This is a genomic window from Rhodanobacter soli, assembly GCF_039523495.1.
GTDB classification, from domain to species: Bacteria; Pseudomonadota; Gammaproteobacteria; order Xanthomonadales; family Rhodanobacteraceae; genus Rhodanobacter; species Rhodanobacter soli.
Window position 1 is genome coordinate 1,295,701 of the sequence record NZ_BAAAFK010000001.1, and the last position, 26,061, is coordinate 1,321,761.

A 26,061-nucleotide genomic window follows, 5' to 3' on the forward strand; every position below is an offset into this window, starting at 1 on the left:
GTCGGCGGCCTTCAGCAGTTCTCGTATTTCCAGTTGCGTTTCTTGCCTTCGGCGAGCCATTCCAGCGTCGTGGCGATGCGTTTCTGGCGGGTGGCAACGGTCTTTGCCTCGGCGATCCAGTCGACGTATTCGCGTTGCGCGCCGGGGCTGAAACCCTCGTAGTTCTTGCGTGCGGCGGCATGTTTCTTCTGCGCGAGCAGCGCGGCCAGGTCGTCCGGCAGGATCGGCGCGGGCTTCGCGGCAGCCTTCGGGCGAGCCTTCTTCACCCCGGCTTCGTTCAACGCCTTGGCCTTCTTCAGGTACGCAGTGAGCTGCTTCGCCGGCGGCAGGTCCTGCAGCGAGGCGAGCTTGCCGAACTGGCCCATGCCGTCCTCGTCGCTGCCGCCGGTGACTTCCTTCGACAGCCAGAAGCCGAAGCCGCAGTGCTGCTTGAACGACGCCATCATGCACATCGGCGCGCCCTTGTAGCTGAAGAACGGCATGCTCCATTTCAGGCCTTCCTCCACCTCGGGGCAGGCGGCGTGCACGGTGGTGCGCAGGTGCTCCAGGATCGGCCGGGCGAAGTCGGCGGACTTGGCGATGTAAGCATCAATGCGGGGGTCGTGGTTCGTCATGGCCTTGCTCACAGCTCGCGGATGAAGAAGCGGTCGCAACTGAAATGCCCGGTGCCGCCCATCGGCGCGCACAGCGCGGTGAAACCGCTGCGCTTGTACAGCGCCTGCGCCGCGTCCATGCCGGTCAGTGTTTCCAGGTAGCAGCGTTTGAAGCCATGCGCGCGAGCCGCATCGAGGCAGCGCTGCATCATCGCCGTGCCGGCACCGATGCCGCGTGCACTGGGCAGGAAGTACATCTTGCGCAGCTCGCATACGTCCGGGTCGGCGTTCTGCAGCGGGGCGACGCCGCCACCGCCGATCATCCCGCCGTCGCGCTCGACCACGAAGTAGCTGCAGCGTGGCTGCGCGTAGGACTCGTACATCGTGTCCACCTCGGCATCGTGGATCGCGAAGCCGGGACCGTCGGCGCCGAACTCGGGCATCACGCTGCGGATGATCGCGGCCATGGCGGCGTTGTCGGATGATTCGATCGGGCGAATCAGGAAGGTGTGGGTCATGGGGTCATGTCGGGGGTGCGATAGGGAATGCCGGCCTTCATCACGAAGACCGGTTTCTTCAGGGCGTCGATCTGCGTGCTGGGATCGCCAGCAAACGCGGCGAGGTCGGCCGCCAGGCCGGGCGCGATGCGGCCGACGTGTTGCGACTGCCGCAGGATCTTTGCCGCCACGTCGGTGGCCGCGTGCAGCGCCTGTGCCGGGGTCATGCCGTAGGCCACCATCGCGGCCGGCTCGCGCCAGTTGTCGCCGTGGCGGAACACGCCGACGTCGCTGCCATTGCCGATCGTCACGTCCAGCTTCAATGCCGTGCGAAACGCGCGCTCGGCTTCGCGCATGCGTTCGGTCGGTTCGCTCTTGCCGGGCACGTAATGCTCGAAATACTCGGCGGTGGATTCGACCGCGGTAAGCGTGGGCTCGTAGGCGATGCCGTGCTGCTTCAGCAGCCTGAAGGTGGCTTCGCTGGCGCCGTAGCCGTGCTCGATGCTGTCCACGCCGGCTTCCACCGCCATGCGCACGCCGGCGTCGCTGGCCGCGTGCACGGCGACCGGGCGACCGATCTGATGCGCGGTGTCGACCAGTGCCTTCAGCTCCGCCGGCGTGAAGGTGGGCGCGGTGCCGCCATCCGGGCCGACGCGGTAGTCACCGTAAATCTTGATCCAGTCGGCACCGCGTGCGGCCTGTTCGCGTACCGCGGCCATCGCGGCATCCACGCCGCTGACTTCCTGCGCGCCGCCGGGCAGGTCGAGGTCTGGGCGGAAGCCGCGCGGGCCGGGGCCGTAGCTGGCGGTGGCAACGATCGCGCGGGTGGCCACGAACAGGCGCGGGCCGGGGATCAGGCCTTCCTCGATCGCCCGCTTCACCGAGACGTCGGCATAGCCGGCGCCTTCGGTGCCGAGGTCGCGCAAGGTGGTGAAGCCGGCCAGCAAGGTGGCCTTCGCGTGAGCGGCGGCTTCCAGCGTGCGGTAGTCCTGCGGCTCGGTGAGCACCTGGTCGTTCCACAACGTTTCGTTGTACGGATGCAGGAACAGATGCGAGTGCAGATCGATCAGGCCAGGGGTGAGCGTGGCGCCGGGTAGTTCGACGCGATGCGCATTGGCCGGCGCCTGGATCGACGCTGCCGGGCCCACCGCGGCGATCGCGCCGTCGTGCACCAGTACGGCCCAGCCGGCGTGCGCGGCGTCGCCGTCACCGGTCCACACGCGCTCGGGCAGCAGCAGCCAGTCGCCTTTCGCCGTGGTGCCGGTGCCGTGCGCCGCCATCGACAGCAGCAGGCACAGCAGCGGGAGCAGGGCGGCGAAGCCTTTGGATGCCTTGCGCATGGCCGGTTCCGGATCGGAAAGAAATCCGATTCTAGCCAGTCCGCGCCGGGTGTCGATGATCCGCGGCGGGCCGCTCAACCCGGTCGGGTCAGGCGCCCGTGCACCGCGTGCTTCACCTGGAAGCCGGGCCGCGTGCCGGGGAACAGCCAGAACGGCGTGAGTTCGGAGGACGGGAACATGTTGGGGTAACGTGGGTCGCGCTGCGACGGCCCGGCGATGGTCAGCTCCTGCACCATCGAGATGTACTGGTCGACCGAGTTCTCCAGCGTGTTGCCATTGATGATCACCTCGGTGCCGATTGCCTTGGCGTATTTCGCCACACCCCACAGCGTGGAGTGCTGCGGCGCGTAGGCGTCCACGCTGATGCCGTTCTCGCTGATCACCCATAGCCCCTCGTCGGTGTTGACCACGATCGAGTGGTTGCCTTCGGTGTGGCCGGGCGTGTGCACCAGCGCGACGCCGTCGCCGAGCATCACGCTGCCGTCGAAGCAGAGCACCTTGTTTGTGTCGATGCCGGCGACGCCGTGCGGGCAATACCAGTCGCGCTGGTAGGGGCTGAGATCCTGCGCATTCGCCCATTCGCGCCGGTGCACCAGCAGTTTCGCGTTGGGCAGCAGAGCCGGCTGACCATCGCTGCCCAGCCAGCGGCGAACGTCCTGCGTGTGCAGGTGGTCGTAGGTGATGTAGTCGATGTCGGCGTTCCGCAGGCCGATGCGCGCGAGCACCTCGGGCACGCTGGCGTAGCGGGTGACCAGGCGGTCGACGATGAACTTCGGCGTGGTGTCCTGCAGCCGGCGGAAGAATGGCGTCTCGCCACCACGCTCGTGGTCGGACGGCGAAACCAGCAGCGTTTTCAGGCCGTCCGGCGTGTCGTACTGCACCACGAACAGGCGGTTGTGGATGTGCAGGTATTCGTTGAGCCGCTCGGCCGAATAGGCGTTGCGCAGGCCGTAACGGGCGGGATAGATCAGCTTGATCAGGTCGAACGATTCGAAGTAGCGCACCCTGGGGCCGGCCAGCATGTGCCGGCGGAAATCGAGTGCGGCGGCGCGAGTGTCCTCGACGCGGGCCTGCTGGCCGGGCGCGTTGCGGGTGCCGTCGAAATGCGTGATCGGATGCATCATGGCTCCTGGCGATAACCCGGCGACGAGAAGTTGCGCCGGCCACGGGCGCGTGCCTTGTCGAGCTGGCTGAGGAAGAAACGCGGAAAGGCGTTGCTGATCTTGCCCAGCACCTCGTCGCGGAACGGCAGGAAATATTCCACCGGGCGCTTGCGCAGTACCGGGCCGAGGATCGCCGCGGCGACTTCCTCGGGGCTCAGCGCGCGGGAACCGGAAAAGGTCAGCGCGGCGTCCTCGTCGCCGCGCTGCTGCTCCAGCATCGCGGTCTTGACCGGGCCGGGGCCGAACAGAGTGACGGCGATGCCGTGCGGACGCAGATCACCGGCCGCCGCGATGCTGAAACCGCGCACCGCGAACTTGCTGGCCGCGTACACCGTGGTGCCCGGCGTGGCGTACAGCGAGGCCACCGAGCCGATGTTGATGATGTGGCCGCGCCGGCGCGGTTTCATCACCGCGGCGACGGCGTTGCTGCCATAGATCGTGCCGCGCACGTTGACGTCGAGGGTGAGGTCGATGTCCTGCGGTTTCAGCTCGCCGGTCTGGCCGCTGCGCAGTACGCCGGCCACGTTGATCAGCACATCCAGCGCGCCATTATCCCGCTCCAGTCGGGCGACCAGCGCCGTCCAGGCATCGGCCTGCGTCACGTCCAGTACCTCGCACTGCACCGCGGGGTGGTCGCGCCAGCGTGCGCGCAGGGCCTCGCCGTCACGATCGGCGGCTATGACGCGGTGGCCCTGGCTGGCGGCCATCGCGGCAATCGCCGCGCCGATACCGTTGGCGGCGCCGGTGATCAACATCAGCATCATCATTCCCCTCGGTTCGATCGGCCCCGGTCTGTCGGTGCGGGCGGCAACAGCCGCGGCGCGGCTCAAGTCGCTGTGCGCGCCCGGGTGACCCGGCTGGCGGTTTCCTTGTGCAGCTGTGCGGCCAGCCAGGCGCCGGTGGCAATGAGCAGGTCGAGGTCGATGCCGGTCTCGATGCCCATGCCATGCAGCATGTAGACCACATCCTCACTGGCCACGTTGCCGGTAGCGCCCTTCGCGTACGGGCAGCCGCCGGTGCCGGACACGGCGCTGTCGACCACGCGCACGCCTTCCTCCAGGCAGGCCAGGATGTTCGCCAGCGCCTGGCCGTAGGTGTCGTGGAAATGTACGGCCAGCGCCGTCATCGGCACTTCCTGCGCCACCGCGTGCAGCATCGCGCGCGCCTTCGCCGGCGTGCCTACGCCGATGGTGTCGCCCAGCGAGATCTCGTGGCAGCCCAGCTCGTGCATCCGGCGCGCCACGCGCACCACATCGCTGACCGGCACCTCGCCCTGGTATGGGCAGCCGAGCACGGTGGAGACATAGCCGCGTACCCGCACGCCGTCAGCCCGGGCCTGTTCCATCACCGGGATGAAGCGCTCGATCGACTCGTCGATCGAGGCGTTGATGTTCTTGCGGTTGAACGCTTCCGACGCGGCGGTGAACACCGCAATGTCCATGGCACCGACCTCGCGCGCGCGCTGGTAGCCCTGCAGGTTCGGCACCAGCACCGGGTAGGTCACGTCCGGTACCTTGCGGATGCCGCGGAACACCTCGGCCGCGTCGGCCAGCTGCGGCACCCACTTCGGGCTGACGAAGCTGGTCGCCTCGATCGTCTTGAGGCCGGTCGAAGACAGCCGGTCGATCAGCGCGATCTTCACCGCGGCCGGCAGCAGGGTCTTCTCGTTCTGCAGGCCGTCGCGGGCGCCGACTTCGACGATGCGGACGTGGTTGGAAGCGTTCATGCGTGACTCCCGGGAAGTATCGTCACCCCGGCAAAAGCCGGAAGCGCTTTGCAACAGCGAAGCTGGTCATCCAGTGCCTGTGTGGCTTCACGCAGTTACTGGATTCCAGCTTTCGCTGGAATGACGGCAATGGAAATCAGGCGTCGGCGAAACGCACCAGCACCGCGTCCGCTTCGACGAATTCGCCTTGCGTGGCGTTCACGCTTTCGATGGTGCCGGCGCGTGGCGCTTTCAATGCCAGTTCCATCTTCATCGCCTCCATCACCAGCAGTTCCTGGCCTTGTTCGACCACGTCGCCGGCCTTTGTCTTGACCAGCACGATGCGGCCGGGCATCGGTGCGATGACCTGGTTGCCGCCGGCGGCGTCCTTCGCCTCCCACGCGAACGCGACGGCGCGGGTGAAGCGGTAGCGCTGGCCGTTGGCGTCGTGCAGCAGCACGCGTTGGGCGTCGGCGCGCAGCGGCACGCGCAGGGATTCGCCGTCGAAGCGGGCGCTCAGGCTGCCGTCGAGCAGGCGTGCGCCACGTACTTCGCAGCGGGCTTCGCCGTGACGCAACTGGTAGTTGCCGCTGTGACCGTGTGCCTCGATATCGTGGCGCTGCTCACGCAGGGTCAGCGCGATGATGCGCTTGCCGGCGTGGCCGATGCGCCAGGCATCGGCGCGTGCCCATGGCGAGTGCGGATCGCCGGCCGTGACGCTGACGCTGTATTCGTCATGCAGCAGGGCGGCGGTGGCGGCGGCGAACAGTACCCCGTCGGTCGGCGACACGTCACCGACCAGGAACTCGTCGAGATGGCGGTCGAGATAACCGGTGTCGATGCGCCCCTCGACCACCGCCGGGTGCCGCGCCAGCCGTTCGAGGAAGCCGATGTTCGATTTCGGGCCGACGATCTCGCTGGCCGCCAGCGCCTCGCGCAGCCGCTGCAGGGCTTGCTGCCGGTTCTCATCCCACACGATCAGCTTGGCGATCATCGGGTCGTAGAAGATCGTCACGCTGTCGCCTTCGATCACGCCGCCGTCGAGGCGCACGTGGCGCGATGGCGCGGGCAGGCGCAGGGTTTGCAGCTTGCCGGAGCCGGGCAGGAAGTTCTGATCCGGGTCTTCCGCGTACAGGCGCACCTCGATCGCATGGCCGTGTGAGTGCACCTGATCCTGCGTCAGCGGCAACGGCTGGCCGGCGGCCACGCGCAGCTGCCATTCGACCAGGTCCAGCCCGAGCGTCATCTCGGTGACCGGATGCTCGACCTGCAGTCGCGTGTTCATCTCCATGAAGAAGAATTCGCCGCTCTGCGCCACGATGAATTCCACCGTGCCGGCGCCGACGTAGTCGACTGCCTTTGCCGCGGCGATGGCGGCTGCGCCCATCGCCTGGCGGCGGGCGTCATCGAGGAACGGCGAGGGGGTTTCCTCCAGCACCTTCTGGTAGCGGCGCTGGGCCGAGCATTCGCGTTCGTTGAGGTGGATCACGTTGCCGTGGGTGTCGCCGAACACCTGGAACTCGATGTGTCGCGGGTGCTCGACGTAGCGCTCCAGGATCATCCGCGCATCGCCGAAGGAACTGGCGGCTTCGCGCTGCGCCGAGGCCAGCGCATCGGCGAATTCGGCCGCATCGCGCACGATGCGCATGCCCTTGCCGCCGCCGCCGGCCGCCGGCTTGATCATCAGCGGGAAGCCGGTTTGGACGGCCTGCTCGGCGAGGTGGGCGGCGTCCTGGTTGGCACCGTGGTAGCCCGGCACCAACGGCACTGCGTGTTGTTCCATCAGCGCCTTGGCGGCGGCCTTGGAACCCATCGCGTCGATGCTTTCCGGGCGCGGCCCGATGAAGGCGATGCCGGCGTCGGTGCAGATGCGGGCGAAATCGGTGTTCTCCGAGAGGAAGCCGTAGCCGGGGTGGATCGCCTGTGCGCCGGTCCGCTTCGCCACGTCGAGGATGGCATCGCCGCGCAGGTACGAATCGGCCGGGCGCGGCCCGCCGATCGGCCACGCCTCATCGGCCAGCCGCACGTGCTGCGCGTCGCGGTCAGCTTCCGAATACACCGCGATGGTGTGGATGCCGAGGCGGCGGCAGGTGCGGATCACGCGGCAGGCGATCTCGCCGCGGTTGGCTATCAGTACGCGTTCGAACATGCAGGATCCCTGGAACCGTTTGTGTCGATGCAAAGCCGTCAAAGCTACCAGATTGCGCTGTTGCAGCCGCTGCGCGGCGCAGCATGGCAGTGCGCGCGGGGGCTATTCGCCATCCCAGTAATCGAGCGAATCTTGCTGCCGCCCGAGTACCCGGAATTTCCGTGGCTTGCCGTCGGCATCGCGCAGGCTGTCGTCGAACACGAGGTACTTGCCGGAGTCCGGGTATTCGCAGATGTCCGGGGCTTCGTTGGTGCCGACGGCCAGGTAGCGCAGTTCGACGTCGCCGGTGTTGATGATCTGGTGTGCGGTTTCCGGGCCGCCGGGCGGGCAGGCGATGATGTCGCCGGCGCGCAGCGGATGGCGCGTATCGCCGTAGCGCAGTTCGCCGCTGCCTTCGAGGACGAAGAACATCTCCTCCTCCACGCGGTGGTTGTGGAACGGGCAATTGCGCTTGCCCGGCGCCACCACGGTGAGGTTGTAGCCGAGCTTGCGCGCGCCGATCCGGCTGGCGATTTCGCCCCAGCGGATGTCGTAGCTTGCCGCATTCTTGCCGGTGGGCGTCTTGGCCGGATCGACCGAGCGCAGTTCGAGCTGGTCGAGGTTGATGATGGGCCTGCTCATGGCAGGTTCCGGGCGGCGGCGACCCACGCCGGCGCACGCTTGTCGAGGAAGGCGCTCAGCCCATGCTGGCCTTCCGGCGACACGCGCAGGCGGGCGATCAGTTCGGCGTTGGCCGCGTCGATGCGCTCGGCCTGTACCGGATCGGCGCCGCCGATGCGCAGCGCCAGCTGTTTCGCTTCGCGCTGGGCCAGCGGACCGGCCTTGGCGAGCAGGTACAACTGGCGCTCGATCGCTTCGTCCAGCTCGCTGGCGGATACCACCGCATGCAGCAGGCCGATGCGTGCCGCGGTGGCGGCGTCGAACACCTCGCCGGTGATGAACAACCGACGCGCCTCGCGCAGCCCGATCGCGGCGATCACGTACGGCGAGATCACCGCCGGCACCAGGCCCAGCTTCACTTCCGACAGCGCGAACTTGGCGGTGTCCACGCCGATCGCGATGTCGCTGCAGGCGACCAGGCCCACGCCGCCACCGTAGGCGGCGCCGCTGACGCGCGCGATGGTCGGCTTGGACAGGAACTGCAGGTGGCGCATCAGCCGCGCCAGGCGCAGCGAGTCCTCGCGGTTTTCCTGCTCGCTGGCGCCGGCCATGCCGCGCATCCAGTTGAGGTCGGCGCCGGCCGAGAAACAGCTGCCGTTGCCGCTCAGCACCACGGCACGCACCGCCGGGTCGGCATCGGCAGCCGCCAGGGCGTCGGTGAGCGCGGCGATCAGCGTGTCATCGAACGCGTTGTGAATTTGCGGGCGGTTCAGGGTGAGCCAGGCGACTGTGCCGCGGCGCTCGCTCAGGATGGAATCGGTCATCGGTGACCCCTGTGGCAAATGACACGATGATAAACCGGGCGTGGTGCAGCGGGCCGAGTGTAGGGCTACAATGCGAACTATTCTTATTTGAGAATCCAGCCTGTGCGTTTGTCCGATTTGCCCAAGGGTGCACCTGCCGTGGTCGACCGCGTCGACGATGCGCACGCGGCCGACCCGATCGCGCAGCGCCTGCGCGACCTCGGCTTCGTCGACGGCGAGCCGGTGCGCGTGGTGGCAGTGGGACCGATGGGCGGCGACCCGTTGCTGGTCCAGATCGGTTTCACCCGCTTTGCCCTGCGTCGCGCCGAGGCGGCCCGGATCAGCGTGCGCACCGAGGTGGCGGCATGAGCGCCTCGACCCTGCGCATCGCCTTGGTCGGGAACCCGAACTGTGGCAAGACGGCGTTGTTCAACCAACTCACCGGCGGCCGCCAGAAGGTGGCGAACTACGCCGGCGTCACGGTGGAGCGCAAGGAAGGCCGCTTCACGGCGCCCTCGGGTCGGGTGTTGCAGATTCTCGATCTGCCGGGCACCTACAGTCTCGAGGCGAACAGCCCGGACGAACAGATCACCCGCGATGTCTGCGCCGGAAACTTCCCCGGCGAGGCGGTGCCGGACCTGATCGTCTGCGTGGCCGACGCGACCAATCTGCGCCTGCATCTGCGTTTCGTGCTCGAGGTCAAGCGCCTCGGCCGGCCGGTGGTGCTGGCATTGAACATGATGGATACCGCGCGCCAGCGCGGCATCGTCATCGACGTGCCCGAACTGCAGCGCCGGCTCGGCCTGCCGGTGGTGGAGACGGTGGCGGTGAAGCGCGGCGGTGCGCGCGGCCTGATCGAGCGCGTGGACGGCGAGGTGCCGGCGGCGGCACCCATGCAACCGGACGATGCAGCCAGTCGCGCCGACCTGCATGCGCAGGTGCGCGAACTGCTGGCTGCCACGGTGACCATGCCGCGCACGACGGCGGCGCTGGACGATGCGCTGGATCGCTGGGCACTGCATCCGGTATTCGGCCTGGCGATCCTGGCGGTGGTGATGTTCCTGGTGTTCCAGGCGGTGTATGCGGCCGGCAAGCCGATGAGCGACGTGATCGGCGCCGGTTTCGGCTGGATGGGCGAGCATGTCGCCGCGCTGATGCCGGCCGGCCCGCTGCAAAGTCTGGTCGTGGATGGCCTGTTCGGCGGGCTGGGCACCGTGCTCGGCTTCCTGCCGGTGATCCTGGTGCTGTTCCTGTTCATCCTGACCCTGGAGGAATCCGGCTACCTGCCGCGCGCGGCGTTCCTGCTCGACCGCCTGATGCTGTCGGTGGGGTTGACCGGGCGCTCGTTCATTCCGCTGTTGTCGAGCTTCGCCTGCGCGATCCCCGGCATCATGGGCACGCGCAGCATCCAGGATCCGCGCGACCGGTTGGCCACGATCCTGATCGCGCCGCTGATGACCTGCTCGGCGCGGCTGCCGGTGTATGCGCTGCTGATCGGTGCCTTCATCCCGATCCGCTACGTGTTCGGCGTGTTCAACCTGCAGGGCGTGGTGCTGTTCGCGCTGTACCTGGCCGGCATCCTCGGCGCCATGCTGGTGGGCTGGGTGATGAAACACATCCGCCGCGACAAGAGCGAGCACGCGCTGCTGATGGAGCTGCCGTCGTACCGCATGCCCAAGTTGCGCGACGTGGCGATCGGCCTGTACGAGCGCGGCATGATCTTCCTGAAGCGGCTGACCGGCGTGATCCTCGGCCTGACCGTGCTGATGTGGTTTCTCTCCACCTTCCCGGGCGCGCCGGAGGGCGCGACCCAGCCGGCGATCGAGTACAGCTTCGCCGGCTACATCGGGCGGGCGCTGCAGTATGTCTTCGCGCCGATCGGCTTCAACTGGCAGATCAGCCTGGCGCTGATCCCGGCGTTCGCCGCGCGCGAGACCGCGGTGGCCGCGCTGGCCACCGTCTACCTGGTCGGTGGCGAGGCGGCCGGCGGCCTGGGTCATGCGCTGGTCGGACAGATCCCGCTGGCCAGTGCACTCTCGCTGCTGGTGTGGTTTGCGTACGCGCCGCAGTGCATGTCCACACTGGCGATCATCAAGCGCGAGACCGATTCCTGGCGCAACGTGGCAATCTCGTTCGGCTACATGTTCGTGATGGCCTACGCCGCGTCGTTCATCGTCTACCAGGTGGCGAGGATGCTGACATGAGTACCGGCCTGCTGGTGCAGTACGTGGCGGTCGGCCTGATCGTGCTGGTCAGTGTGCTGATCGTGTTCCGCAAGCTGGCACCGAAACTCAGCAACCGCTGGCTGGCCGCCGCGTCGATCCGCTACAGCCGCCCCGGGCGCGCCGCGTGGGTACGTGCGCTGGGGCGTCGCCTGCAGCCGAAGGAGGCCACCGGCGATTGCAGCGATGGCTGCAGCACCTGCGGCGCCTGCGGCCCGAAGCCGCCGGCGGCGGCGCGGACGGAGCCGGTGCCGCTGGAGTTCAGGCCGCGGCAGTGACGCCACCCGGCGTCGTGTGGGGCGGGCATGAAAAAGCCGGCTTGCGCCGGCTCTTCGTCAACTCGAATCGCGCCCCGGCTTACGCCAGTTCGCGGATCTTCGCGTTGAGGCGGCTCTTGTGGCGAGCGGCCTTGTTCTTGTGGATCAGACCGCGGGCGGCGTAACGGTCCATCACCGGCTGGGCAGCGGCGAACGCGGCGACGGCGGCGGCCTTGTCCTTGGCCTCGACGGCCTTGACGACCTTCTTCAGGGCGGTGCGGACCATGGAACGGGCGCTGATGTTGCGCAGACGGCGCTGTTCGGACTGGCGCGCGCGCTTCTTCGCGGACTTGATGTTGGCCAAGGTAGAACTCCGGAATGCAGGGTTGAGGGTGGAAAAAGACGCCAATTATGCGGTCGATTCGCCGGTGCGTCAATCATTTGGGCGGCCACGCCGAGGGCCGGCACGGGCGCGCAGCGGTCGTCGTGCCGCTATTCTGCCATATCCGCGCTGTCATCCTGCCCGCGCGCGCTGTCAAACTACGCGCCTCGCGTGATCGACGCCGAAGGTAACGAACCGCCACATGAAGTCACCCAGCATGCTCCGCGGGCTGCTCTCGTTCAGCAGCATGACGATGGTCTCGCGGGTGCTCGGCCTGGTGCGCGACATGTCGATCAACGCCGCGTTCGGCGCCAATAGCGCCACCGATGCGTTCTGGGTGGCGTTCCGCATCCCCAACTTCATGCGCCGGCTGTTTGCCGAGGGTTCGTTCTCCACCGCCTTCGTGCCGGTTTTCACGGAAGTGAAGGAAAAGGGCACGCATGCGCAGCTGAAGGACCTGATGTCACGGGTGTCGGGCACGCTGGGCGGCGTGCTGCTCCTGATCACCGCGCTGGGGATCATTTTCGCGCCGCAGGTGACCGTGCTGTTCTCGCCCGGTGCGATCGACGAGCCGCAGAAATTCGAGCTGACCGTCGAGCTGCTGAGGCTGACCTTCCCGTTCCTGCTGTTCGTGTCGCTGACCGCGCTGTCCGGCGGAGCACTGAACAGTTTCCATCGCTTCGGTCTGCCGGCGCTGACCCCGGTGATCCTCAACCTGTGCATGATCGCCGGTGCGCTGTGGCTGTCGAAGCGGCTGCAGACGCCGATCATGGCGATGGGCTGGGCGATCCTGGCGGCCGGCATCCTGCAATTGCTGTTCCAGCTGCCGGCGCTGCGCGGGCTGGACCTGCTGACCCTGCCGCGCTGGGGCTGGAACCACCCCGAGGTGCGCCGGATCATGCGGCTGATGGTGCCGACCCTGTTCGGCTCGTCGGTGGCGCAGATCAACCTGCTGTTCGATACGGTGATCGCCTCGCTGCTGGTGGTCGGCTCGCAGAGCTGGCTGTCGCAGGCGGATCGTTTCCTGGAACTGCCGCTGGGCGTTTTCGGCGTGGCGCTGGGCACGGTGATCCTGCCGTCGCTGTCGCGCCATCACGTCACCACCGACACCGCCGGTTTCTCGCGCGCGCTGGACTGGGGCCTGCGCGTCACCCTGCTGATCGCGGTGCCGGCGATGTTCGCGCTGATGCTGCTGGCCGGGCCGCTGGTGGCGACGCTGTTCCAGCATGGCCACTGGACCGCGCACGACACGCACATGGCGACCTTGTCGATCACCGCGCTGAGCTTCGGCCTGCCGGCGTTTGCACTGGTGAAGGTATTGCTGCCGGCGTTCTACGCGCGCCAGGACACGCGCACGCCGGTGCATGCGGGCGTGGCTTCGCTGCTCGCCAACATGCTGCTAAACGTGGTGTTTCTGGCGCTGCTGTTCGAGCTGTGGGCGCCAGCCGAGCTGAAGCAGCTGGCGTGGCTGGACGGCCTAGCCCGGCTGCCCGGCCTGCACATGGCACTGGGCATGGCCAGCGCGGTGGCCGCCTACGTGAACCTGTGGCTGCTGTGGCACTGGCTGAAGAAGGCCGGTGTCTACCAGCGCCAGCCGGGCTGGTCGCGACATCTGCTGCGGCTGGCCGCGGCCTGCGCGGTGATGGTGGCGGTGCTGTTGCTGGGCCGCTGGCTGTGGCCGAACTGGACCCACGGGGTGTCGGTGCTGACCCGGCTGTGGCATCTGGCCGTGCTGGTGCTGGCCGGCGGGGCCAGTTATGTCGTCGTGCTATTTGCCGGCGGCTTCCGTCTGCGCGACCTGCGCGGCGCGTAACCCGCCTGGGGCTCTTATCGCGGGCAGCCGGGCCGTTATACTCACGCGATGATGAGACTTTCCAGGGATGTCGCAGGCCCCTGCCTGGCGCCGCGCGGCAGCGTCATCGCGGTCGGCGCGTTCGACGGCTTGCACCGCGGTCACCAGGCCTTGCTGGCCCAGGTGCGCGAGCGTGCGCAGGCACTCGGCTGCAGCCCGGCGGTGGTGAGTTTCGAGCCGCTGCCGCGCGCGTTCTTCTCGCCCGAGCCGGTGCCGCGGCTGTCCAGCGTGCGCGAGAAGCTGCGTGGTTTCGCCGCCGCCAACATGGAGCACACCTTGCTGTTGCGCTTCAACCGGGCGTTGACCGCGATGTCGGCCGAGGCGTTCGTGCAGCGCGTGCTGGTCGAACGACTGGCCGCGCGCGAGGTGTGGGTGGGCGGCGATTTCCGCTTCGGCCACAAGCGTGGCGGCGACATGGCGCTGCTGGAGCGGATGGGCGCGCAGCTCGGCTTCACCGCCTGCAGCATGCCGATGGTGCAGCTCGACGGCACCCGCGTCTCGGCCAGCCGGGTGCGCGCCCTGCTCGCGGCGGGCGAGTTCGCCGGGGCCGAGTCGCTGCTCGGCCGGCCCTTCGTGATCGAAGGCAAGGTGGAGTACGGCAACCAGCTCGGCCGCACGCTGGGCTATCCCACCGCCAACATCCACCTGTCGCAGCGGGTCAGCCCGATCCAGGGAATCTTCGCGGTGCGCGTGGGGCTGGGCGAGGGCGAGTGCAGCTGGCCGGGCGTGGCCAGCCTCGGCATACGCCCCACCGTGAACGAGGTCGCCGAGCCGCTGCTGGAAGTGCACCTGTTCGACTTCGAGGGCGACCTGTACGGCCAGCGCATGGCGGTGCAGTTCGTCGCCAAGCTGCGCGACGAACAGAAATTCGACGGGCTGGAACCGCTCAAGGCGCAGATGGCGCTGGACTCGCGCCAGGCGCGCGAGTTGCTGGGCATGAACCCGCGGCTGGCCGAGGCGTGAAGACGCGGGCATTACGGCACGGGTCGAAATCGACTAACTTTCCCTTCTTTGCCTGCCATCTGGCGGGCGGCAACAGCTCAGTGACGGCATCCACGCAATGACCCACGATTACAAAAGCACGATCAACCTGCCGCAGACGGCGTTCCCCATGCGCGGCGACTTGCCGAAGCGCGAGCCCGGCTGGCTGGCGGAGTGGGCGCGGGTCGATCGCTACGCGCAGATCCAGCAGAAGACCGCGCATCGCGACAGCGTGTTCGTGCTGCACGACGGCCCGCCGTATGCGAACGGCCCGATCCACATCGGCCACGCGGTCAACAAGATCCTCAAGGACATCGTGGTCAAGTCCAAGCTGCTGGCCGGCCACCGCGCGCCGTACGTGCCGGGCTGGGACTGCCACGGCCTGCCGATCGAGATCGCGGTGGAGAAGAAGTACGGAAAACCGGGCGACAAGCTCGACGCCGCCGCGTTCCGGCAGAAGTGTCGCGAGTACGCGACCGAGCAGGTCGATACCCAGCGCGCCGATTTCAAGCGGCTCGGCGTGCTCGGCGACTGGGACCACCCGTATCGCTCGATGGATTTCCACTTCGAGGCCGACATGCTGCGCGCACTGGCGCGCATCGTTTCCAACGGCCACGTGGTGCGCGGTGCCAAGCCGGTGTACTGGTGCTTCGACTGCGCCTCGGCGCTGGCCGAGGCGGAGATCGAATACGGCGACAAGGTTTCGCCTGCGGTCGACGTGGCGTACGACGCGGTCGATCCGAACGCGCTGGCGGCGACGTTCGGCGTGGACGCCGACGATGCCATCGCGGCCATCCCGATCTGGACCACCACGCCGTGGACGCTGCCGGAAAGCCAGGCGGTGTCGCTCGGCGCCGATCTGGAATACGCGCTGATCGAAGGCCCGTCGCGCGCCGGCAAGCGCGTGCTGCTGGTGGTCGCCAGCGCGCTGGTCGACAAGGCGGCGCAGCGTTACGGCATCGGGCAGGCGACGGTGTTGGGCAATGCCGAGGGCAGGGCACTGGAAGGCCTGCAGCTGCACCATCCGTTCTACCCGCGCAAAGTGCCGGTGATCCTCGGCGAGCACGTCAGCGCCGAGGACGGCACCGGCGCGGTGCACACCTCGCCCGATCACGGCGTCGAGGATTTCGTGGTGGCGCGCGAGTACGGCATCGGCCTGCTCAACTACATCGAGCCGCGCGGCACTTATCGCATCGACACGCCGGCCGCCGATCCGCTCGTGTTGGGCGGCATGCATATCTGGAAGGCGAACGACGCCATCGTCGACCTGCTGCGCCAGCGCGGCGTGCTGCTGGCGTTCGCGAAGATCGAGCACAGCTACCCGAACTGCTGGCGGCACAAGACGCCGGTGATCTACCGCACCACGCCGCAGTGGTTCATCTCGATGGAGCAGGCGCAGCTGCGCGAGACCGCGCTGACCTCGATCAAGAACGTGCGCTGGGTGCCGGGCTGGGGCGAGGAGCGCATCGCCGGCATGGTGGCCGGGCGTCCGGACTGGTGCATCTCGCGCCAGCGCACCTGGGGCGTGCCGATCGCGCTGTTCGTGCACAAGGCCACGCAGGAGCCGCACCCGGATTCCGTCGCGCTGCTGGAGCAGGTCGCGCAGAAGGTGGAGCAGGGCGGCATCGACGCGTGGTTCACGCTGGATGCGGCCGAGCTGCTCGGCGCCGACGCGAACGACTACGAGAAAGTCACCGACGTGCTCGACGTCTGGTTCGACTCCGGCGTGACGCACTACGCGGTGATCGGCCAGCGGCCAGAACTGCAGCAGGGCACGGCGTCGCACTACAAGGTGATGTACCTGGAAGGTTCCGACCAGCATCGCGGCTGGTTCCAGTCGTCGCTGCTGACCTCGGCGGCGATCCACGGCCGCGCACCCTACGACGAGGTGCTCACGCACGGTTTCGCGGTGGACGCGAACGGTCGCAAGATGTCCAAGTCGCTGGGCAACGTGGTGGCGCCGCAGAAGGTGATGGACACGCTGGGCGCGGACGTGCTGCGCTTGTGGGTGGCCTCGGCCGACTACCGCAACGAGATGACCGTCTCCGACGAGATCCTCAAGCGGGTCTCCGACACCTACCGGCGCATCCGCAATACCGCGAAGTTCCTGCTTGGCAACCTGGACGGCTTCGATCCGGCAAAGCATCTGATCCCGGTGGAAGACAGCCTGCTGCTGGACCAGTGGGCCGTGCAGCAGGCGTACGACGTGCAGCAGGCGGTCACCGCCGCGTACGAGCGTTACGACTACCCCGAAGTGGTGGCGCGCATCCAGAACTTCTGCACCAACGAGCTGGGCGCGTTGTACCTGGACATCACCAAGGACCGGCTCTACACCATGCCTACCGACAGCCGCGGCCGGCGCAGCGCGCAAGGTGCGATGTACCGCATTGCCGAAGCGCTGGTGCGCTGGCTGGCGCCGATCCTCAGCTTCACCGCCGAGGAAATCTGGCAGGCCATGCCGGGCGAGCGCGGCGACAGCGTGCTGTTCGAAACCTGGTACGACGGCCTGGCCGCCACCCAGAACTCGCCGGACCAGCGGCGCTACTGGAGCGACCTGCTGGCGATCCGCGACAGCGCTTCGCGCGTGCTCGAAGGCATGCGCAAGGCCGAGCAGATCGGCGCGGCGCTGGAAGCGAAGCTGGTGGTCCATGCCGACGCCGCGGTGCAGTCGCGCTACGCCGAAGTCGCCGACGAACTGCGCTTCTTCTTCATCACCTCCGACTTCGCCCTGGCGCCATCGACGCCGCGCACGGACGGTGCGGTGAAGGTGGAACTGGACGGTGCCGGAGCCTGGGTCCGCGCCGACGTCAGCGGCGCCGCCAAGTGCGTGCGCTGCTGGCACCGCCGCGACGACGTGGGCAGCCACGCGGAGCACCCGGAGCTGTGCAGCCGCTGCGTGGAGAACGTGGCGGGGCGGGGCGAGACGCGTCGCTGGTTCTAGGCTTCGAAAAAATACCCGTTCGCCCCGAGCGCAGGCCCGCAGGGCCAAAGTCGAAGGGCCTGCCGCGCGCAAGGCCCTTCGACTTCCTCGCTCCTCAACCCGCGACCGTCCATGGTCGCTCCCCGCGTACGCCGCGCTACGCTCAGGGCGAACGGTCTGGATACTCCGCTCAGGATAGGCCTCATGCACCCCAAACCCAACGCTCTCTCCTGGCTCTGGCTGTCCGCCGCGGTCATCGTGCTCGATCAGCTCAGCAAGTGGTGGGCGGTGCATGCGCTGCAGCCGATGGGCGTGCCGCACCCGGTGATTCCCGGTTTCCTGAACTGGACGCTGGCGTTCAACAGCGGCGCCGCGTTCAGTTTCCTGGCCAGCGGCGCCGGCTGGCAGCGCTGGTTCTTCGTGCTGCTCGCGGTGGTGATCAGTGGCGTGCTGGTGACGTGGCTGGCGCGCACACCGCGGCGCGACTGGCGCACGAGCCTGCCGCTGGCGCTGATCGTGGGTGGCGCGATCGGCAACCTGATCGACCGCCTGCATGCGGCCCAGGTCACCGATTTCATCCACGTGTACTTCCGCCAGTGGAATTACCCGGTGTTCAACATCGCCGACTGCGGCATCACCGTGGGCGCCGTGATGCTGATCGCGTTCGGCCTGTTCACCGGCAAGCCCGGGGACGGCGTGCGATAATTGCAGTCTTCGCAGGAGCCTGCTCGCGGGCGATGCTTTTATCGCCGCATCAGAAGATGCATTGCTCGCGAGCGGTCTCCTGCAGAATTCTGAATCGAGGTCAGCTTGGATATTCTGCTCGCCAACCCCCGCGGCTTCTGTGCCGGCGTCGATCGCGCCATCGCCATCGTCGAGCGTGCGCTGGAGTCGTACGGTGCGCCGATCTACGTGCGGCACGAAGTGGTGCACAACCGTTACGTGGTCGACAAGCTGCGTGCCGATGGTGCGGTGTTCGTCGAGGAGTTGCATGAAGTGCCCGACGGCGCCACCGTGATCTTCAGCGCCCATGGCGTGTCGCAGGCGGTGCGCGAGGAGGCCGGGCAGCGCCATCTCAAGGTCTTCGACGCCACCTGTCCACTGGTCACCAAGGTGCATATGGAGGTGGCGCGACTGGGCCGCATCGGCCGCAGCGTGGTGCTGATCGGCCACGCCGGCCATCCGGAAGTCGAGGGCACGATGGGCCAGTGGAACCCGGCCAACAGCGGCGAGATCCTGCTGGTCGAATCGCTGGAGAACGTCGCCACACTGGCGCCGGCATCCCCGCACGAGCTGTCCTACGTTACCCAGACCACATTGTCGGTGGACGACACCAAGGCGATCATCGAAGCGTTGCGCGCGAAGTTCCCTGACATCGAGGGTCCGCGCAAGGACGACATCTGTTACGCCACGCAGAATCGCCAGGACGCCGTGCGCCGGCTCGCCGATGCGGTCGACCTGATGCTGGTGGTCGGCTCGGTCAACAGTTCCAACTCCAACCGCCTGCGCGAGCTGGCGGAGAAGCAGGGCGTGCGCTCGTTCCTGATCGACAGTGCCGAACACATCGAGCGCAGCTGGCTCGACGGCGTCAAGCGCATCGGTCTCACCGCCGGCGCCTCCGCTCCGGAGAAACTGGTACGCGACGTGATCGCCCGCCTGCAGTCGTGGGGCGCCGGCGAGGTGCGCGAGCTGGATGGCGAGCCGGAAAACATCACCTTCGCCCTGCCGAAGGAACTGCGCGTGGTCGGCAGCAGCAGCTCCGCCAACGTCTGAGCGGTGGGCCGACGACACTCCACGGGCCGGGCACTGTCCGTCACTGCCCTTGCACCGCCACGCCCCTCCCCGTAAAATCGCCGGCTCTCCCGCCGGAATAGCTCAGTTGGTAGAGCGGCGCATTCGTAATGCGTAGGTCGTAGGTTCGATTCCTATTTCCGGCACCATCTGTTGAAAGTTGCATAAAATCAAGCACTTAAGCATTACGCCTTGCCTGATTCTAGTACACCTCTCTAGTACACCTTGAAGAAGCCCTGAGGGAGACCTCGGGGCTTCTTCGTTTCTGGCAACCGATTCCGGACGCGTACTCTTAGGGTAATGTTGCGTCTCGGGGGAAGGACCGCATGAAGATCACACGAAAGGCGCTCATCTGCCTTCTCATGTTGACTGTTATTTGGTGCAGCTCAGCGGCACAAGGAATGCCGTCTGGCACGGATCAGAAGACACTTCCCAGACCTGCCGCTGCTTCAACGCCACAAACCAGCCAGCAGCGCATCGGTACTGATGGTGCTCCGTTTGTAGTCACCACCCTAGAGCGACCTCAGGATGCGCTAGAGAGAGTTGACGCAGCGAGACACCGCGCTTGGGAGCAAAGGAACGGTCAGTTCACCATCTGGCTGGCGGCTCTGATGGCTTGCGTTGCGCTGCTACAGCTCGCCCTTTTTGTTTGGCAATTGCGCCTCATCAGCAAGTCTGTCAAGGATGCTGGTGCAGCGTCCGCAGCTGCGATCAGTGCAGCGCAAGCAGCTGAGCTCAATGCCCGGGCAGCCATCGGGATTGAACTGCCAGTTATCCGAGCAGTCCCACCTGATCAGCTTTTGGCCACAAGCGAGCTGATAGGCGAGGAGGAGCCCTACTCAGGGTGGGTAGATGATGGCCCCCCTTCTAAATACTCAGCGGTGAGCGCCATCGAGTTCAGCAACGATGGGCGTACGCCCGCGTTCCTGACCCGCCTTTCCGTAGGATGGGCAATATGTAAAGAGTTGCCGGCGAGTCCTATGTACTGGCGCTCAGACCGTCTCAGCCATGCGGCAGTGATCGTGCCCGGGGGGACCTTTCGCACAGGTCTTGATTACGGAATCGAGCTCTCCGATGACGAGTTGACGGCTACACGACAGGATGAAGCTTGGCTCTGGTTCTACGGTGCTCTTGAGTACAGCGACTTCCTTGGTGACAAGAGGCAGGCGCGGTTCTGTTGGCGGTTCGCAAATAGGAATCCAGAAGGTAGGAAGTTCTACTACTTCGCCAGCGATGGAGATCCACCCGAGAAATACACGCAGCGTAGCTAGCCTCACTGCCCCCGAAATAACGAAAAAATCCGAAGGGGCCTCGATAGACCAACCATCGCGAATCCCCCCCCTAGGCCCCCTTGGGCACACCTAACGCCCTCCGCGGGGAACACCTGCGTGCACCCCGTTTGCATGCATCACGCGACCGATCGGCGATGACAGCCCGCCAACCAGTACGATCAGCCGAAAGCCGACGTCGATCGGTTGAATCCGCTGCCCGAACCGGACATGCAGTGGCTCAGCTAAAGATATTGCAGTCCCGCCGCGACAAGCGGCGCCACTTTTGAGTAAACGAGGATGAAGGACAAAACATACCGTCCGAAAGGGCGCCTTCGTTGGCTTGAGGGTGAGCGTGCCAGGCACCGGTCCGGGTGGCTTGGTTACAACGTGACGATCTTCAACACGCTAGGTCAGTATCCCGAAGGAACCCATATGGTCCCCGGTGGCGTCTTCCACGCTGACCCTGAACTTGTATTCTCGGTGGTATGGGGCGGCTCGTGGCAAAGGTTAGACGCAGAGCTCCCATACAGTGAACTTCGGGGGCTCTCACCAGATTGCCTGCGTCTTGTAGCGGCGCTCATGCTCTGTGAACGTCGTGGCGAACGCCGCTGCAACTTCTATCCCGAGACCGAGCACAGGCGTCGTCTGGATACGCGTCGCCTTCGACTAGATAGGGCCGAAGTTGTCGGAGAGATTCGCCAGTTCCTACTTGAAGATCTATCCAATTGCACGGACAGCCAAGGCGGCAGACTCCCCTACAAACCAAGCCGAAAGTACGACCTGTTTGATCCGTCCCAACTGCTACTAGATCGCCTACTCGAGTTCTGGGAAGCGTTCAACCCACCCGATTACCTCGTCCTTCGTGGCATGCATGCGCTCATGAAGGCTGACATGCTTGCCTGCCATCGAGAGTTTCAAGAGGAAGCCACGATCGCTTGCTTTATTGCTTTGGACGCGTCCTTCTCGAAGATTCAACAAGAACTCGTCAATGACGGCGCTCGCAACCCCTCCGCCCACGATGTCGCGAAATGGGTGCACGCGCACTTCAACGAAGCTTTTGGCATCGCAACGCCCGGGCCGGAAGACAAGTACTTCGGTGACCTGTACGAGCAACGAGTGATGACGTTGCACCCTTCCAGTCGGTATGGAGAGACTCCCGTAGCACCTATTCTCTATGGTGACTACATGTGGCTTCGCCGAGACTTGCGTGAAGTGTTCGCCTATCTTATTACTCGGCACCACGGGCCTGACTACAATGAAGATCTGCGTACGTCTCTCAGGCGCGCGCGCTGAAAAGAGTTTCGGTCTCAACCCGAAGTGGGCCTAGGCAAGGAACCGGCTAAATAAAATGATCCGATGAAATCTAAGTTTCGTCTCGTCCGAGTTGAATTCGAGGCCTGCCTCGAGCTTAGCCGTCCCTCTATTAATAATCGTTGGCTGAAAAATTGCCGAATCGATTGAGTCTTTACGTGTCGAGCATATCCCATTCATCTCCAAGCACCCAACGAAGAGCCGATAGCTTTCCATTGATCATGCCCCACTCAAAATCGCTATAGGGGCCTGCGCCTTCAGCTCCAGGTCCTAAACGTTTCTCAGCAGAGCGCGCTGCTTTCAACGCGCCCTTCCAAATATCATCGGTGATGAGGTCTTGGTTGTGTCGGCCGTTCTTGTCGCGTGCATCTTCCCATTCGTCCCGCGTGACGATTTTCATTTTGCCTCTTTCGACCCAGTATTCGCGGTTCATGTGCCTGTTGTGCCAAACCTGCGTAGTGAGACGGTCCATCCACTTCAATATCTCAGTAAGTCCTCGTGGCTGCTGATCCCACTCTCTTTCCCACATAAGTTGGGTCACGCGCACAGGATCAATCCGCCGCAAGCAGTCAGAGAGGTTGATAAAATACATCGACTTGATCTTAGAGAACCCCGCAGCGATATCTGCATGGGGCATCTTCTGGTTACCGCTCGCAAGGCTGAAGTCGTTCTTGTTATGAGTGACGAAAGCGAATCGTTCGCCGGCACTAGCATTTGACCGAACGTACTCGAAGTAAGCTTCTATGAGCACGGCGTCAGCCATTGAGTTTTTATTCTCGTGATGGCACGGTGCCTTACGATTGATGCCTCGGTCCGCGGCCCGCGACTTCGCTTGATCGGATGGCTTGATCACGGTCGTCTTTTTGAATAACAGCTCGATACGCTGCAGCGTGGCCTCCGCCGCACCACCCAGAAGCGGGATGCGATGGTCAACGTCAGCTAGGAAGTCGAGCACTCGCTCCTTCTGACGCTTTTCACCGTCAATTTTTTTGATTGCGTCCCTGACTTGCCCGAGGTGGCTTGCGAGACTGCGTGCGCTAACCTTCGCGACGCGCTCCCGGTTCTTGTGGAACTCATCAACGACGGTTTGCGGCAAAATTAACGTCGCCTGCCTTTCTTTGAGGAGCTCAAGCAGCACATCTAGTAGCGGCGATTGGCGCTGATCTGCGGCGAGATCAAGCCAGACGCTTGTGTCGATGAGGATATGAAACATTTTCGGCTTGCGCTCCCTGACCCAAAACTCTGTTGGTCATTCACTATCTTGAATGCTGTAGATGTCTGCCAACGAATGCTCTAGCTCTGAAGGTACAGATGCACGGCTATGTGCGAGCGCAAGAACGGCCTATCAATCCTTGATCGATCGTGCCATACGGTGGAGCTTTGTAGAACGGTGACACTCGACTGCACGTCCCGTCGATGCGCGGAGTCGACGGGCCGCTTCTGACGGCGGACTCAACCGATCGACGCAACACATTGCCGATAACGCTCGGTCGATTGAGGCGATCAAGTCGAGCACCTCCGCGTCTCCCCTGAGGCGCTCTCGTCGTGGGTACGCTGCGTGATCCTGTCGCGACCGCAGGGGACGGTAGCGGAATCCTCAGTATCCCCGCAGCGCACCCTCCGCTTGGAGCTCTCAGCGGTATCCGAATTGGCAGGCCTCGGTGGATCCTGAGGCGCACCCGAGGTAATTCTCCGGCGACACATAACACCTATTCTTCAGAAAAGGTGTCAGGGACAGTTCCTGCTGTGGTGATCACGTCACCGTGGCCGCCGGCCACGACCTCAGCGAGCTATAACGTGAGGGCGCATGCATTGGGTGGCTTGCAAATGGTTGGGAGTGGTCTGATGCAGATGGCGATTGCCCAACAGGCGACCGAGCGCCTTGAATGGCGCGCGAATGCGCCTGGCACCCGGCCACGAGCGGGCCAAGTCCCAACGTCAGGCGATGATCGAGCGTCAGTGCATCGGCGGCATGCAGCAGCGTTCGGGCACGCATGCGCATGCATCTCTTCAGTCCATCGCCAAGGCGCTTTTGCAATACTTCGGTGGCGCGCATGGCGTGGTGGCATCCGGCTTCGTAACCCGTGAGGAATGACCGCGCCATTCACTCGCTGTTCCTTCAATGTGCATGCAACGTCTTGATTGATCGAAAGGATTCGTGAGGAAACCTCAGCCCCTGAACCGTTCTTGGGGCGCACCTCAGGTTTTTCGCGACCCGGCCGATAACGAGGCGACGGCCTGCGCCGTCCGGACATGGAGAGCCTGAATCGACTTTCTTGGGGAGCGTGTTGTCCGGACTATTTCGTGGTTTGCCAGGTTTGCTGGTGTTGCTGTTGGCGACGACACTGTGTGCGCATGCCGAACCGGCAGCGCAGGCATCGGTGCGCGACACGGCGGCGTTCGACCAGCTCATCCGCCAACTGGATAACGGTGACGTAGCCCTCAACACCCAGGCGTCCGTCGATCAGACCCTCGATCGCCTGCGCACCCTGCTGCCGTCCAATGATGCCTACCGGCAGCGCCGGTACGAATACATGTACTGCTTCCTGGCGTTCGACAACGATGTCAACGGCGGCTATGCCTATGCAGGCCGCGGCATCGAGCAGGCCCGTCAGGCAGGCGACCTGGAGGCGGAGGCCAACTTCCAGATTTGCCGCGGCCTTTACCAGAGCAGGGTCACCACAGAGCGCGACGCGCTGCCGGCCTACGAGGAGGGCATCCGGATTGCCCGGCGCCTGGAAAACGCTCGCCTGGTCGCCGATGGACTGACTTGGCGCGGCAGTGCCCAGTCGTTGCTGGGCGAGCAGGCGAAGGCGCTGTTCGATTTTCTGGAGGCGCAGCGCCTCTATGAAACCGTGGGCAATACGACGGCCGCACAATCCAACCTCATCAGCATCGCCACCATCTATCGACGACTTGGCGAATACGACAAGGCCGGCGACTACCTGCGCCAGTCAATGGCGTCGGCGCAGCGCAAGCAGGACAAGCAGGAACAGATGGTGGTCAACCTGCAGTTGGGGTTTCTGGCGACTGAACGGGGCGATGCCGCGGCCGCCGTTGCGCCCCTGCAGCAGGCCTTGGCGTTGGCGCGTGAAACCGGCTCGCGGCAAAGCGTGGGCTCCGCTCTGCTGGCATTGGCGGAGAGCAGCAATGTCCGGCAGCAGTATGCCGAGGCGCTGCAGTATCTGGAGCAAGCCGCCAGGGAATTCAACGCCGTCTCGGACAAGTCCAACACCGGCATGCTGGCTCTGCAGTCGGCCGAGGCCCATGCGGGTCTGGGCCAGCACGAACTGGCTGCACGCGAGTTCGACGTTGCCGAGGCGAACGTCAGGCACAGCAACAACATGCGCTACCTGGCCGAACTGTACGAGGAGCGCTCGAAAAACCAGGAGGCGTTGGGCAAGCCTGCCGCCGCGCTGGCCGATCTCAGGCTCAAGATGAAGGCCGATGCCGCACTGGCACGCATGGCCAAGACCCAGATCACCACGCTGATGAGCTACCAGTTCGATACCGAACGGCGTGAGCTGGAGAACCGCAAACTGGCTGCCGACCAGGCGCTCAAGGAGCAGCAACTGGCCGCGCTGGAGCGCGTTCGCGGCTGGCAGAGCCTGGCCATCCTGCTTGCCGGCGTGCTGCTGTTGCTGATGCTGTGGCTGGCGTGGCGGCAATTGCGCCAGAGCCGTCGCCTGCACCGGCTGGCACTCACCGATCCACTGACCGGCATTTCCAACCGCCGTCATATCGAACACATGCTGCACGTGGCCGTCGACGACGCCCGTCGTGCCCATCGCGGGCTGGCCGTGATCATGCTCGACATCGACCACTTCAAGCGCGTCAACGACAGCCACGGTCACCCGGCCGGCGACCAGGTGCTGGAGCAGATCGTCCAGGCCTGCCAGAGTGCGTTGCGCCAGTTCGATCGGCTCGGTCGCATGGGCGGCGAGGAGTTCCTGGTCGTGCTGCCCGATACCGATCTCGAAGGTGGCCTGCAGGTGGCCGAGCGCCTGCGCGCCAACGTGGCGGCCGCGCGACCGACGGTCGCCGGCGTCGAACTGCAGCTCTCGATCAGCCTCGGTGTCGCCCAACTGGTGCCTGCCGATACGGGGGTGGCCTCCCTGGTGCGGCGCGCCGACGCGGCGCTGTATCACGCCAAGGACAACGGCAGGAACCGGGTCGAGGCCGCCCCGTAGCGATCCGGGAATGGCCGCGACGTGATCGCAGTCA

Annotated in this window: 23 protein-coding genes and 1 tRNA gene; 13 read left to right on the forward strand and 11 right to left on the reverse strand. The window is 65.5% G+C overall.

What is annotated here, in order from left to right:
• Positions 1-11: 11 nt before the first annotated feature.
• The 9 genes from ABD024_RS05870 to ABD024_RS05910 form a co-directional block, all read right to left on the reverse strand.
• Complete coding sequence (locus ABD024_RS05870; protein ID WP_343850607.1) at positions 12-614, reverse strand: YdeI/OmpD-associated family protein; 603 nt, start codon at positions 612-614, stop codon at positions 12-14.
• Between the two features lie 8 nt (positions 615-622).
• Positions 623-1,111 (reverse strand): GNAT family N-acetyltransferase, encoded by a 489-nt coding sequence (locus ABD024_RS05875; RefSeq protein WP_343850609.1) that lies wholly within the window; start codon positions 1,109-1,111, stop codon positions 623-625.
• The gene (locus tag ABD024_RS05880) at positions 1,108-2,430 is read right to left on the reverse strand and encodes a metal-dependent hydrolase family protein (RefSeq protein WP_425543123.1); all 1,323 of its coding nucleotides are present in this window, start codon (positions 2,428-2,430) and stop codon (positions 1,108-1,110) included. The genes ABD024_RS05875 and ABD024_RS05880 overlap by 4 nt, the downstream gene beginning before the upstream one ends.
• Positions 2,431-2,504: 74 nt before the next feature.
• On the reverse strand, positions 2,505-3,551 hold the full coding sequence (locus tag ABD024_RS05885; protein WP_343850611.1) for an MBL fold metallo-hydrolase: 1,047 nt from the start codon (positions 3,549-3,551) through the stop codon (positions 2,505-2,507).
• Positions 3,551-4,357, reverse strand: coding sequence for an SDR family NAD(P)-dependent oxidoreductase (locus ABD024_RS05890; protein ID WP_343850613.1), 807 nt, complete (start codon positions 4,355-4,357; stop codon positions 3,551-3,553). Before ABD024_RS05890 ends, ABD024_RS05885 begins: the two co-directional genes overlap by 1 nt.
• A 62-nt stretch (positions 4,358-4,419) precedes the next feature.
• Entirely contained in the window at positions 4,420-5,319 is a 900-nt protein-coding gene (locus ABD024_RS05895; protein ID WP_343850615.1) for a hydroxymethylglutaryl-CoA lyase, read from the reverse strand.
• 136 nt (positions 5,320-5,455) lie between these two features.
• Positions 5,456-7,447: an ATP-binding protein gene (locus ABD024_RS05900; RefSeq protein ID WP_343850617.1), complete on the reverse strand. Its 1,992-nt coding sequence runs from the start codon at positions 7,445-7,447 to the stop codon at positions 5,456-5,458.
• A gap of 102 nt (positions 7,448-7,549) precedes the next feature.
• A complete protein-coding gene (locus ABD024_RS05905; RefSeq protein ID WP_343850619.1) occupies positions 7,550-8,068 on the reverse strand; it encodes a cupin domain-containing protein in 519 nt (172 codons plus the stop codon).
• Complete coding sequence (locus ABD024_RS05910) at positions 8,065-8,871, reverse strand: enoyl-CoA hydratase-related protein (RefSeq protein WP_343850621.1); 807 nt, start codon at positions 8,869-8,871, stop codon at positions 8,065-8,067. The genes ABD024_RS05905 and ABD024_RS05910 overlap by 4 nt, the downstream gene beginning before the upstream one ends.
• A gap of 102 nt (positions 8,872-8,973) precedes the next feature.
• On the opposite strand from ABD024_RS05910, the gene ABD024_RS05915 reads away from it, so the two are divergent.
• From ABD024_RS05915 to ABD024_RS05925, 3 genes are read left to right on the forward strand one after another with little or no spacing between them, the layout of a single operon-like run.
• The gene (locus ABD024_RS05915; RefSeq protein WP_343850623.1) at positions 8,974-9,219 is read left to right on the forward strand and encodes a FeoA family protein; all 246 of its coding nucleotides are present in this window, start codon (positions 8,974-8,976) and stop codon (positions 9,217-9,219) included.
• The gene (gene feoB, locus ABD024_RS05920; protein ID WP_343850626.1) at positions 9,216-11,054 is read left to right on the forward strand and encodes a ferrous iron transporter B; all 1,839 of its coding nucleotides are present in this window, start codon (positions 9,216-9,218) and stop codon (positions 11,052-11,054) included. The genes ABD024_RS05915 and feoB overlap by 4 nt, the downstream gene beginning before the upstream one ends.
• Positions 11,051-11,350, forward strand: coding sequence for a DUF6587 family protein (locus tag ABD024_RS05925; protein WP_343850628.1), 300 nt, complete (start codon positions 11,051-11,053; stop codon positions 11,348-11,350). Before feoB ends, ABD024_RS05925 begins: the two co-directional genes overlap by 4 nt.
• A gap of 79 nt (positions 11,351-11,429) precedes the next feature.
• Here ABD024_RS05925 and rpsT read toward each other — a convergent pair whose 3' ends face one another.
• A complete protein-coding gene (gene rpsT, locus ABD024_RS05930) occupies positions 11,430-11,693 on the reverse strand; it encodes a 30S ribosomal protein S20 (protein ID WP_008435251.1) in 264 nt (87 codons plus the stop codon).
• 220 nt (positions 11,694-11,913) lie between these two features.
• Between rpsT and murJ the strand changes: the two genes are divergently transcribed.
• From murJ to ABD024_RS05970, 8 genes are all read left to right on the forward strand, one after another.
• A complete protein-coding gene (gene murJ, locus ABD024_RS05935; protein ID WP_343850631.1) occupies positions 11,914-13,524 on the forward strand; it encodes a murein biosynthesis integral membrane protein MurJ in 1,611 nt (536 codons plus the stop codon).
• 48 nt (positions 13,525-13,572) lie between these two features.
• Positions 13,573-14,526: a bifunctional riboflavin kinase/FAD synthetase gene (locus tag ABD024_RS05940; RefSeq protein ID WP_343850633.1), complete on the forward strand. Its 954-nt coding sequence runs from the start codon at positions 13,573-13,575 to the stop codon at positions 14,524-14,526.
• Between the two features lie 97 nt (positions 14,527-14,623).
• Positions 14,624-17,485, forward strand: a complete 2,862-nt coding sequence (ileS, locus tag ABD024_RS05945; RefSeq protein WP_343850635.1) for an isoleucine--tRNA ligase — start codon at positions 14,624-14,626, stop codon at positions 17,483-17,485.
• A 183-nt stretch (positions 17,486-17,668) separates the two neighbouring features.
• Positions 17,669-18,169 carry a signal peptidase II gene (gene lspA / locus ABD024_RS05950; RefSeq protein ID WP_343850637.1) on the forward strand — a complete coding sequence of 167 codons (501 nt, stop codon included), beginning with the start codon at positions 17,669-17,671 and terminating at the stop codon, positions 18,167-18,169.
• A 105-nt stretch (positions 18,170-18,274) separates the two neighbouring features.
• Positions 18,275-19,237, forward strand: a complete 963-nt coding sequence (ispH, locus tag ABD024_RS05955) for a 4-hydroxy-3-methylbut-2-enyl diphosphate reductase (protein WP_343850639.1) — start codon at positions 18,275-18,277, stop codon at positions 19,235-19,237.
• Positions 19,238-19,328: 91 nt separating this feature from the next.
• Positions 19,329-19,404, forward strand: a tRNA-Thr gene (locus ABD024_RS05960).
• Positions 19,405-19,581: 177 nt separating this feature from the next.
• On the forward strand, positions 19,582-20,526 hold the full coding sequence (locus ABD024_RS05965; RefSeq protein ID WP_343850641.1) for a hypothetical protein: 945 nt from the start codon (positions 19,582-19,584) through the stop codon (positions 20,524-20,526).
• Positions 20,527-20,913: 387 nt separating this feature from the next.
• A complete protein-coding gene (locus ABD024_RS05970) occupies positions 20,914-21,819 on the forward strand; it encodes a hypothetical protein (RefSeq protein WP_343850644.1) in 906 nt (301 codons plus the stop codon).
• A gap of 172 nt (positions 21,820-21,991) precedes the next feature.
• Here ABD024_RS05970 and ABD024_RS05975 read toward each other — a convergent pair whose 3' ends face one another.
• Positions 21,992-23,050: a PIN domain-containing protein gene (locus ABD024_RS05975; protein ID WP_343850646.1), complete on the reverse strand. Its 1,059-nt coding sequence runs from the start codon at positions 23,048-23,050 to the stop codon at positions 21,992-21,994.
• A gap of 684 nt (positions 23,051-23,734) precedes the next feature.
• Between ABD024_RS05975 and ABD024_RS05980 the strand changes: the two genes are divergently transcribed.
• Together ABD024_RS05980 and ABD024_RS05985 are read left to right on the forward strand one after the other, a co-directional pair.
• Positions 23,735-23,932: a hypothetical protein gene (locus ABD024_RS05980; protein WP_343850648.1), complete on the forward strand. Its 198-nt coding sequence runs from the start codon at positions 23,735-23,737 to the stop codon at positions 23,930-23,932.
• A 229-nt stretch (positions 23,933-24,161) separates the two neighbouring features.
• Positions 24,162-26,027 carry a diguanylate cyclase gene (locus ABD024_RS05985; RefSeq protein ID WP_343850650.1) on the forward strand — a complete coding sequence of 622 codons (1,866 nt, stop codon included), beginning with the start codon at positions 24,162-24,164 and terminating at the stop codon, positions 26,025-26,027.
• Positions 26,028-26,061 lie beyond the last annotated feature (34 nt).

Excerpts from the sequence above, each read along its gene's own strand:
- ABD024_RS05870 (WP_343850607.1), bottom strand. The coding sequence starts at position 614 with ATGACGAACCACGACCCCCGCATTGATGCTTACATCGCCAAGTCCGCC.
- ABD024_RS05875 (WP_343850609.1), bottom strand. The coding sequence starts at position 1,111 with ATGACCCACACCTTCCTGATTCGCCCGATCGAATCATCCGACAACGCC.
- ABD024_RS05880 (WP_425543123.1), bottom strand. The coding sequence starts at position 2,430 with ATGCGCAAGGCATCCAAAGGCTTCGCCGCCCTGCTCCCGCTGCTGTGC.
- ABD024_RS05885 (WP_343850611.1), bottom strand. The coding sequence starts at position 3,551 with ATGCATCCGATCACGCATTTCGACGGCACCCGCAACGCGCCCGGCCAG.
- ABD024_RS05890 (WP_343850613.1), bottom strand. The coding sequence starts at position 4,357 with ATGATGCTGATGTTGATCACCGGCGCCGCCAACGGTATCGGCGCGGCG.
- ABD024_RS05895 (WP_343850615.1), bottom strand. The coding sequence starts at position 5,319 with ATGAACGCTTCCAACCACGTCCGCATCGTCGAAGTCGGCGCCCGCGAC.
- ABD024_RS05900 (WP_343850617.1), bottom strand. The coding sequence starts at position 7,447 with ATGTTCGAACGCGTACTGATAGCCAACCGCGGCGAGATCGCCTGCCGC.
- ABD024_RS05905 (WP_343850619.1), bottom strand. The coding sequence starts at position 8,068 with ATGAGCAGGCCCATCATCAACCTCGACCAGCTCGAACTGCGCTCGGTC.
- ABD024_RS05910 (WP_343850621.1), bottom strand. The coding sequence starts at position 8,871 with ATGACCGATTCCATCCTGAGCGAGCGCCGCGGCACAGTCGCCTGGCTC.
- feoB (WP_343850626.1), top strand. The coding sequence starts at position 9,216 with ATGAGCGCCTCGACCCTGCGCATCGCCTTGGTCGGGAACCCGAACTGT.
- ABD024_RS05925 (WP_343850628.1), top strand. The coding sequence starts at position 11,051 with ATGAGTACCGGCCTGCTGGTGCAGTACGTGGCGGTCGGCCTGATCGTG.
- murJ (WP_343850631.1), top strand. The coding sequence starts at position 11,914 with ATGAAGTCACCCAGCATGCTCCGCGGGCTGCTCTCGTTCAGCAGCATG.
- ABD024_RS05940 (WP_343850633.1), top strand. The coding sequence starts at position 13,573 with ATGATGAGACTTTCCAGGGATGTCGCAGGCCCCTGCCTGGCGCCGCGC.
- ileS (WP_343850635.1), top strand. The coding sequence starts at position 14,624 with ATGACCCACGATTACAAAAGCACGATCAACCTGCCGCAGACGGCGTTC.
- lspA (WP_343850637.1), top strand. The coding sequence starts at position 17,669 with ATGCACCCCAAACCCAACGCTCTCTCCTGGCTCTGGCTGTCCGCCGCG.
- ABD024_RS05965 (WP_343850641.1), top strand. The coding sequence starts at position 19,582 with ATGAAGATCACACGAAAGGCGCTCATCTGCCTTCTCATGTTGACTGTT.
- ABD024_RS05975 (WP_343850646.1), bottom strand. The coding sequence starts at position 23,050 with ATGTTTCATATCCTCATCGACACAAGCGTCTGGCTTGATCTCGCCGCA.
- ABD024_RS05980 (WP_343850648.1), top strand. The coding sequence starts at position 23,735 with ATGCGCCTGGCACCCGGCCACGAGCGGGCCAAGTCCCAACGTCAGGCG.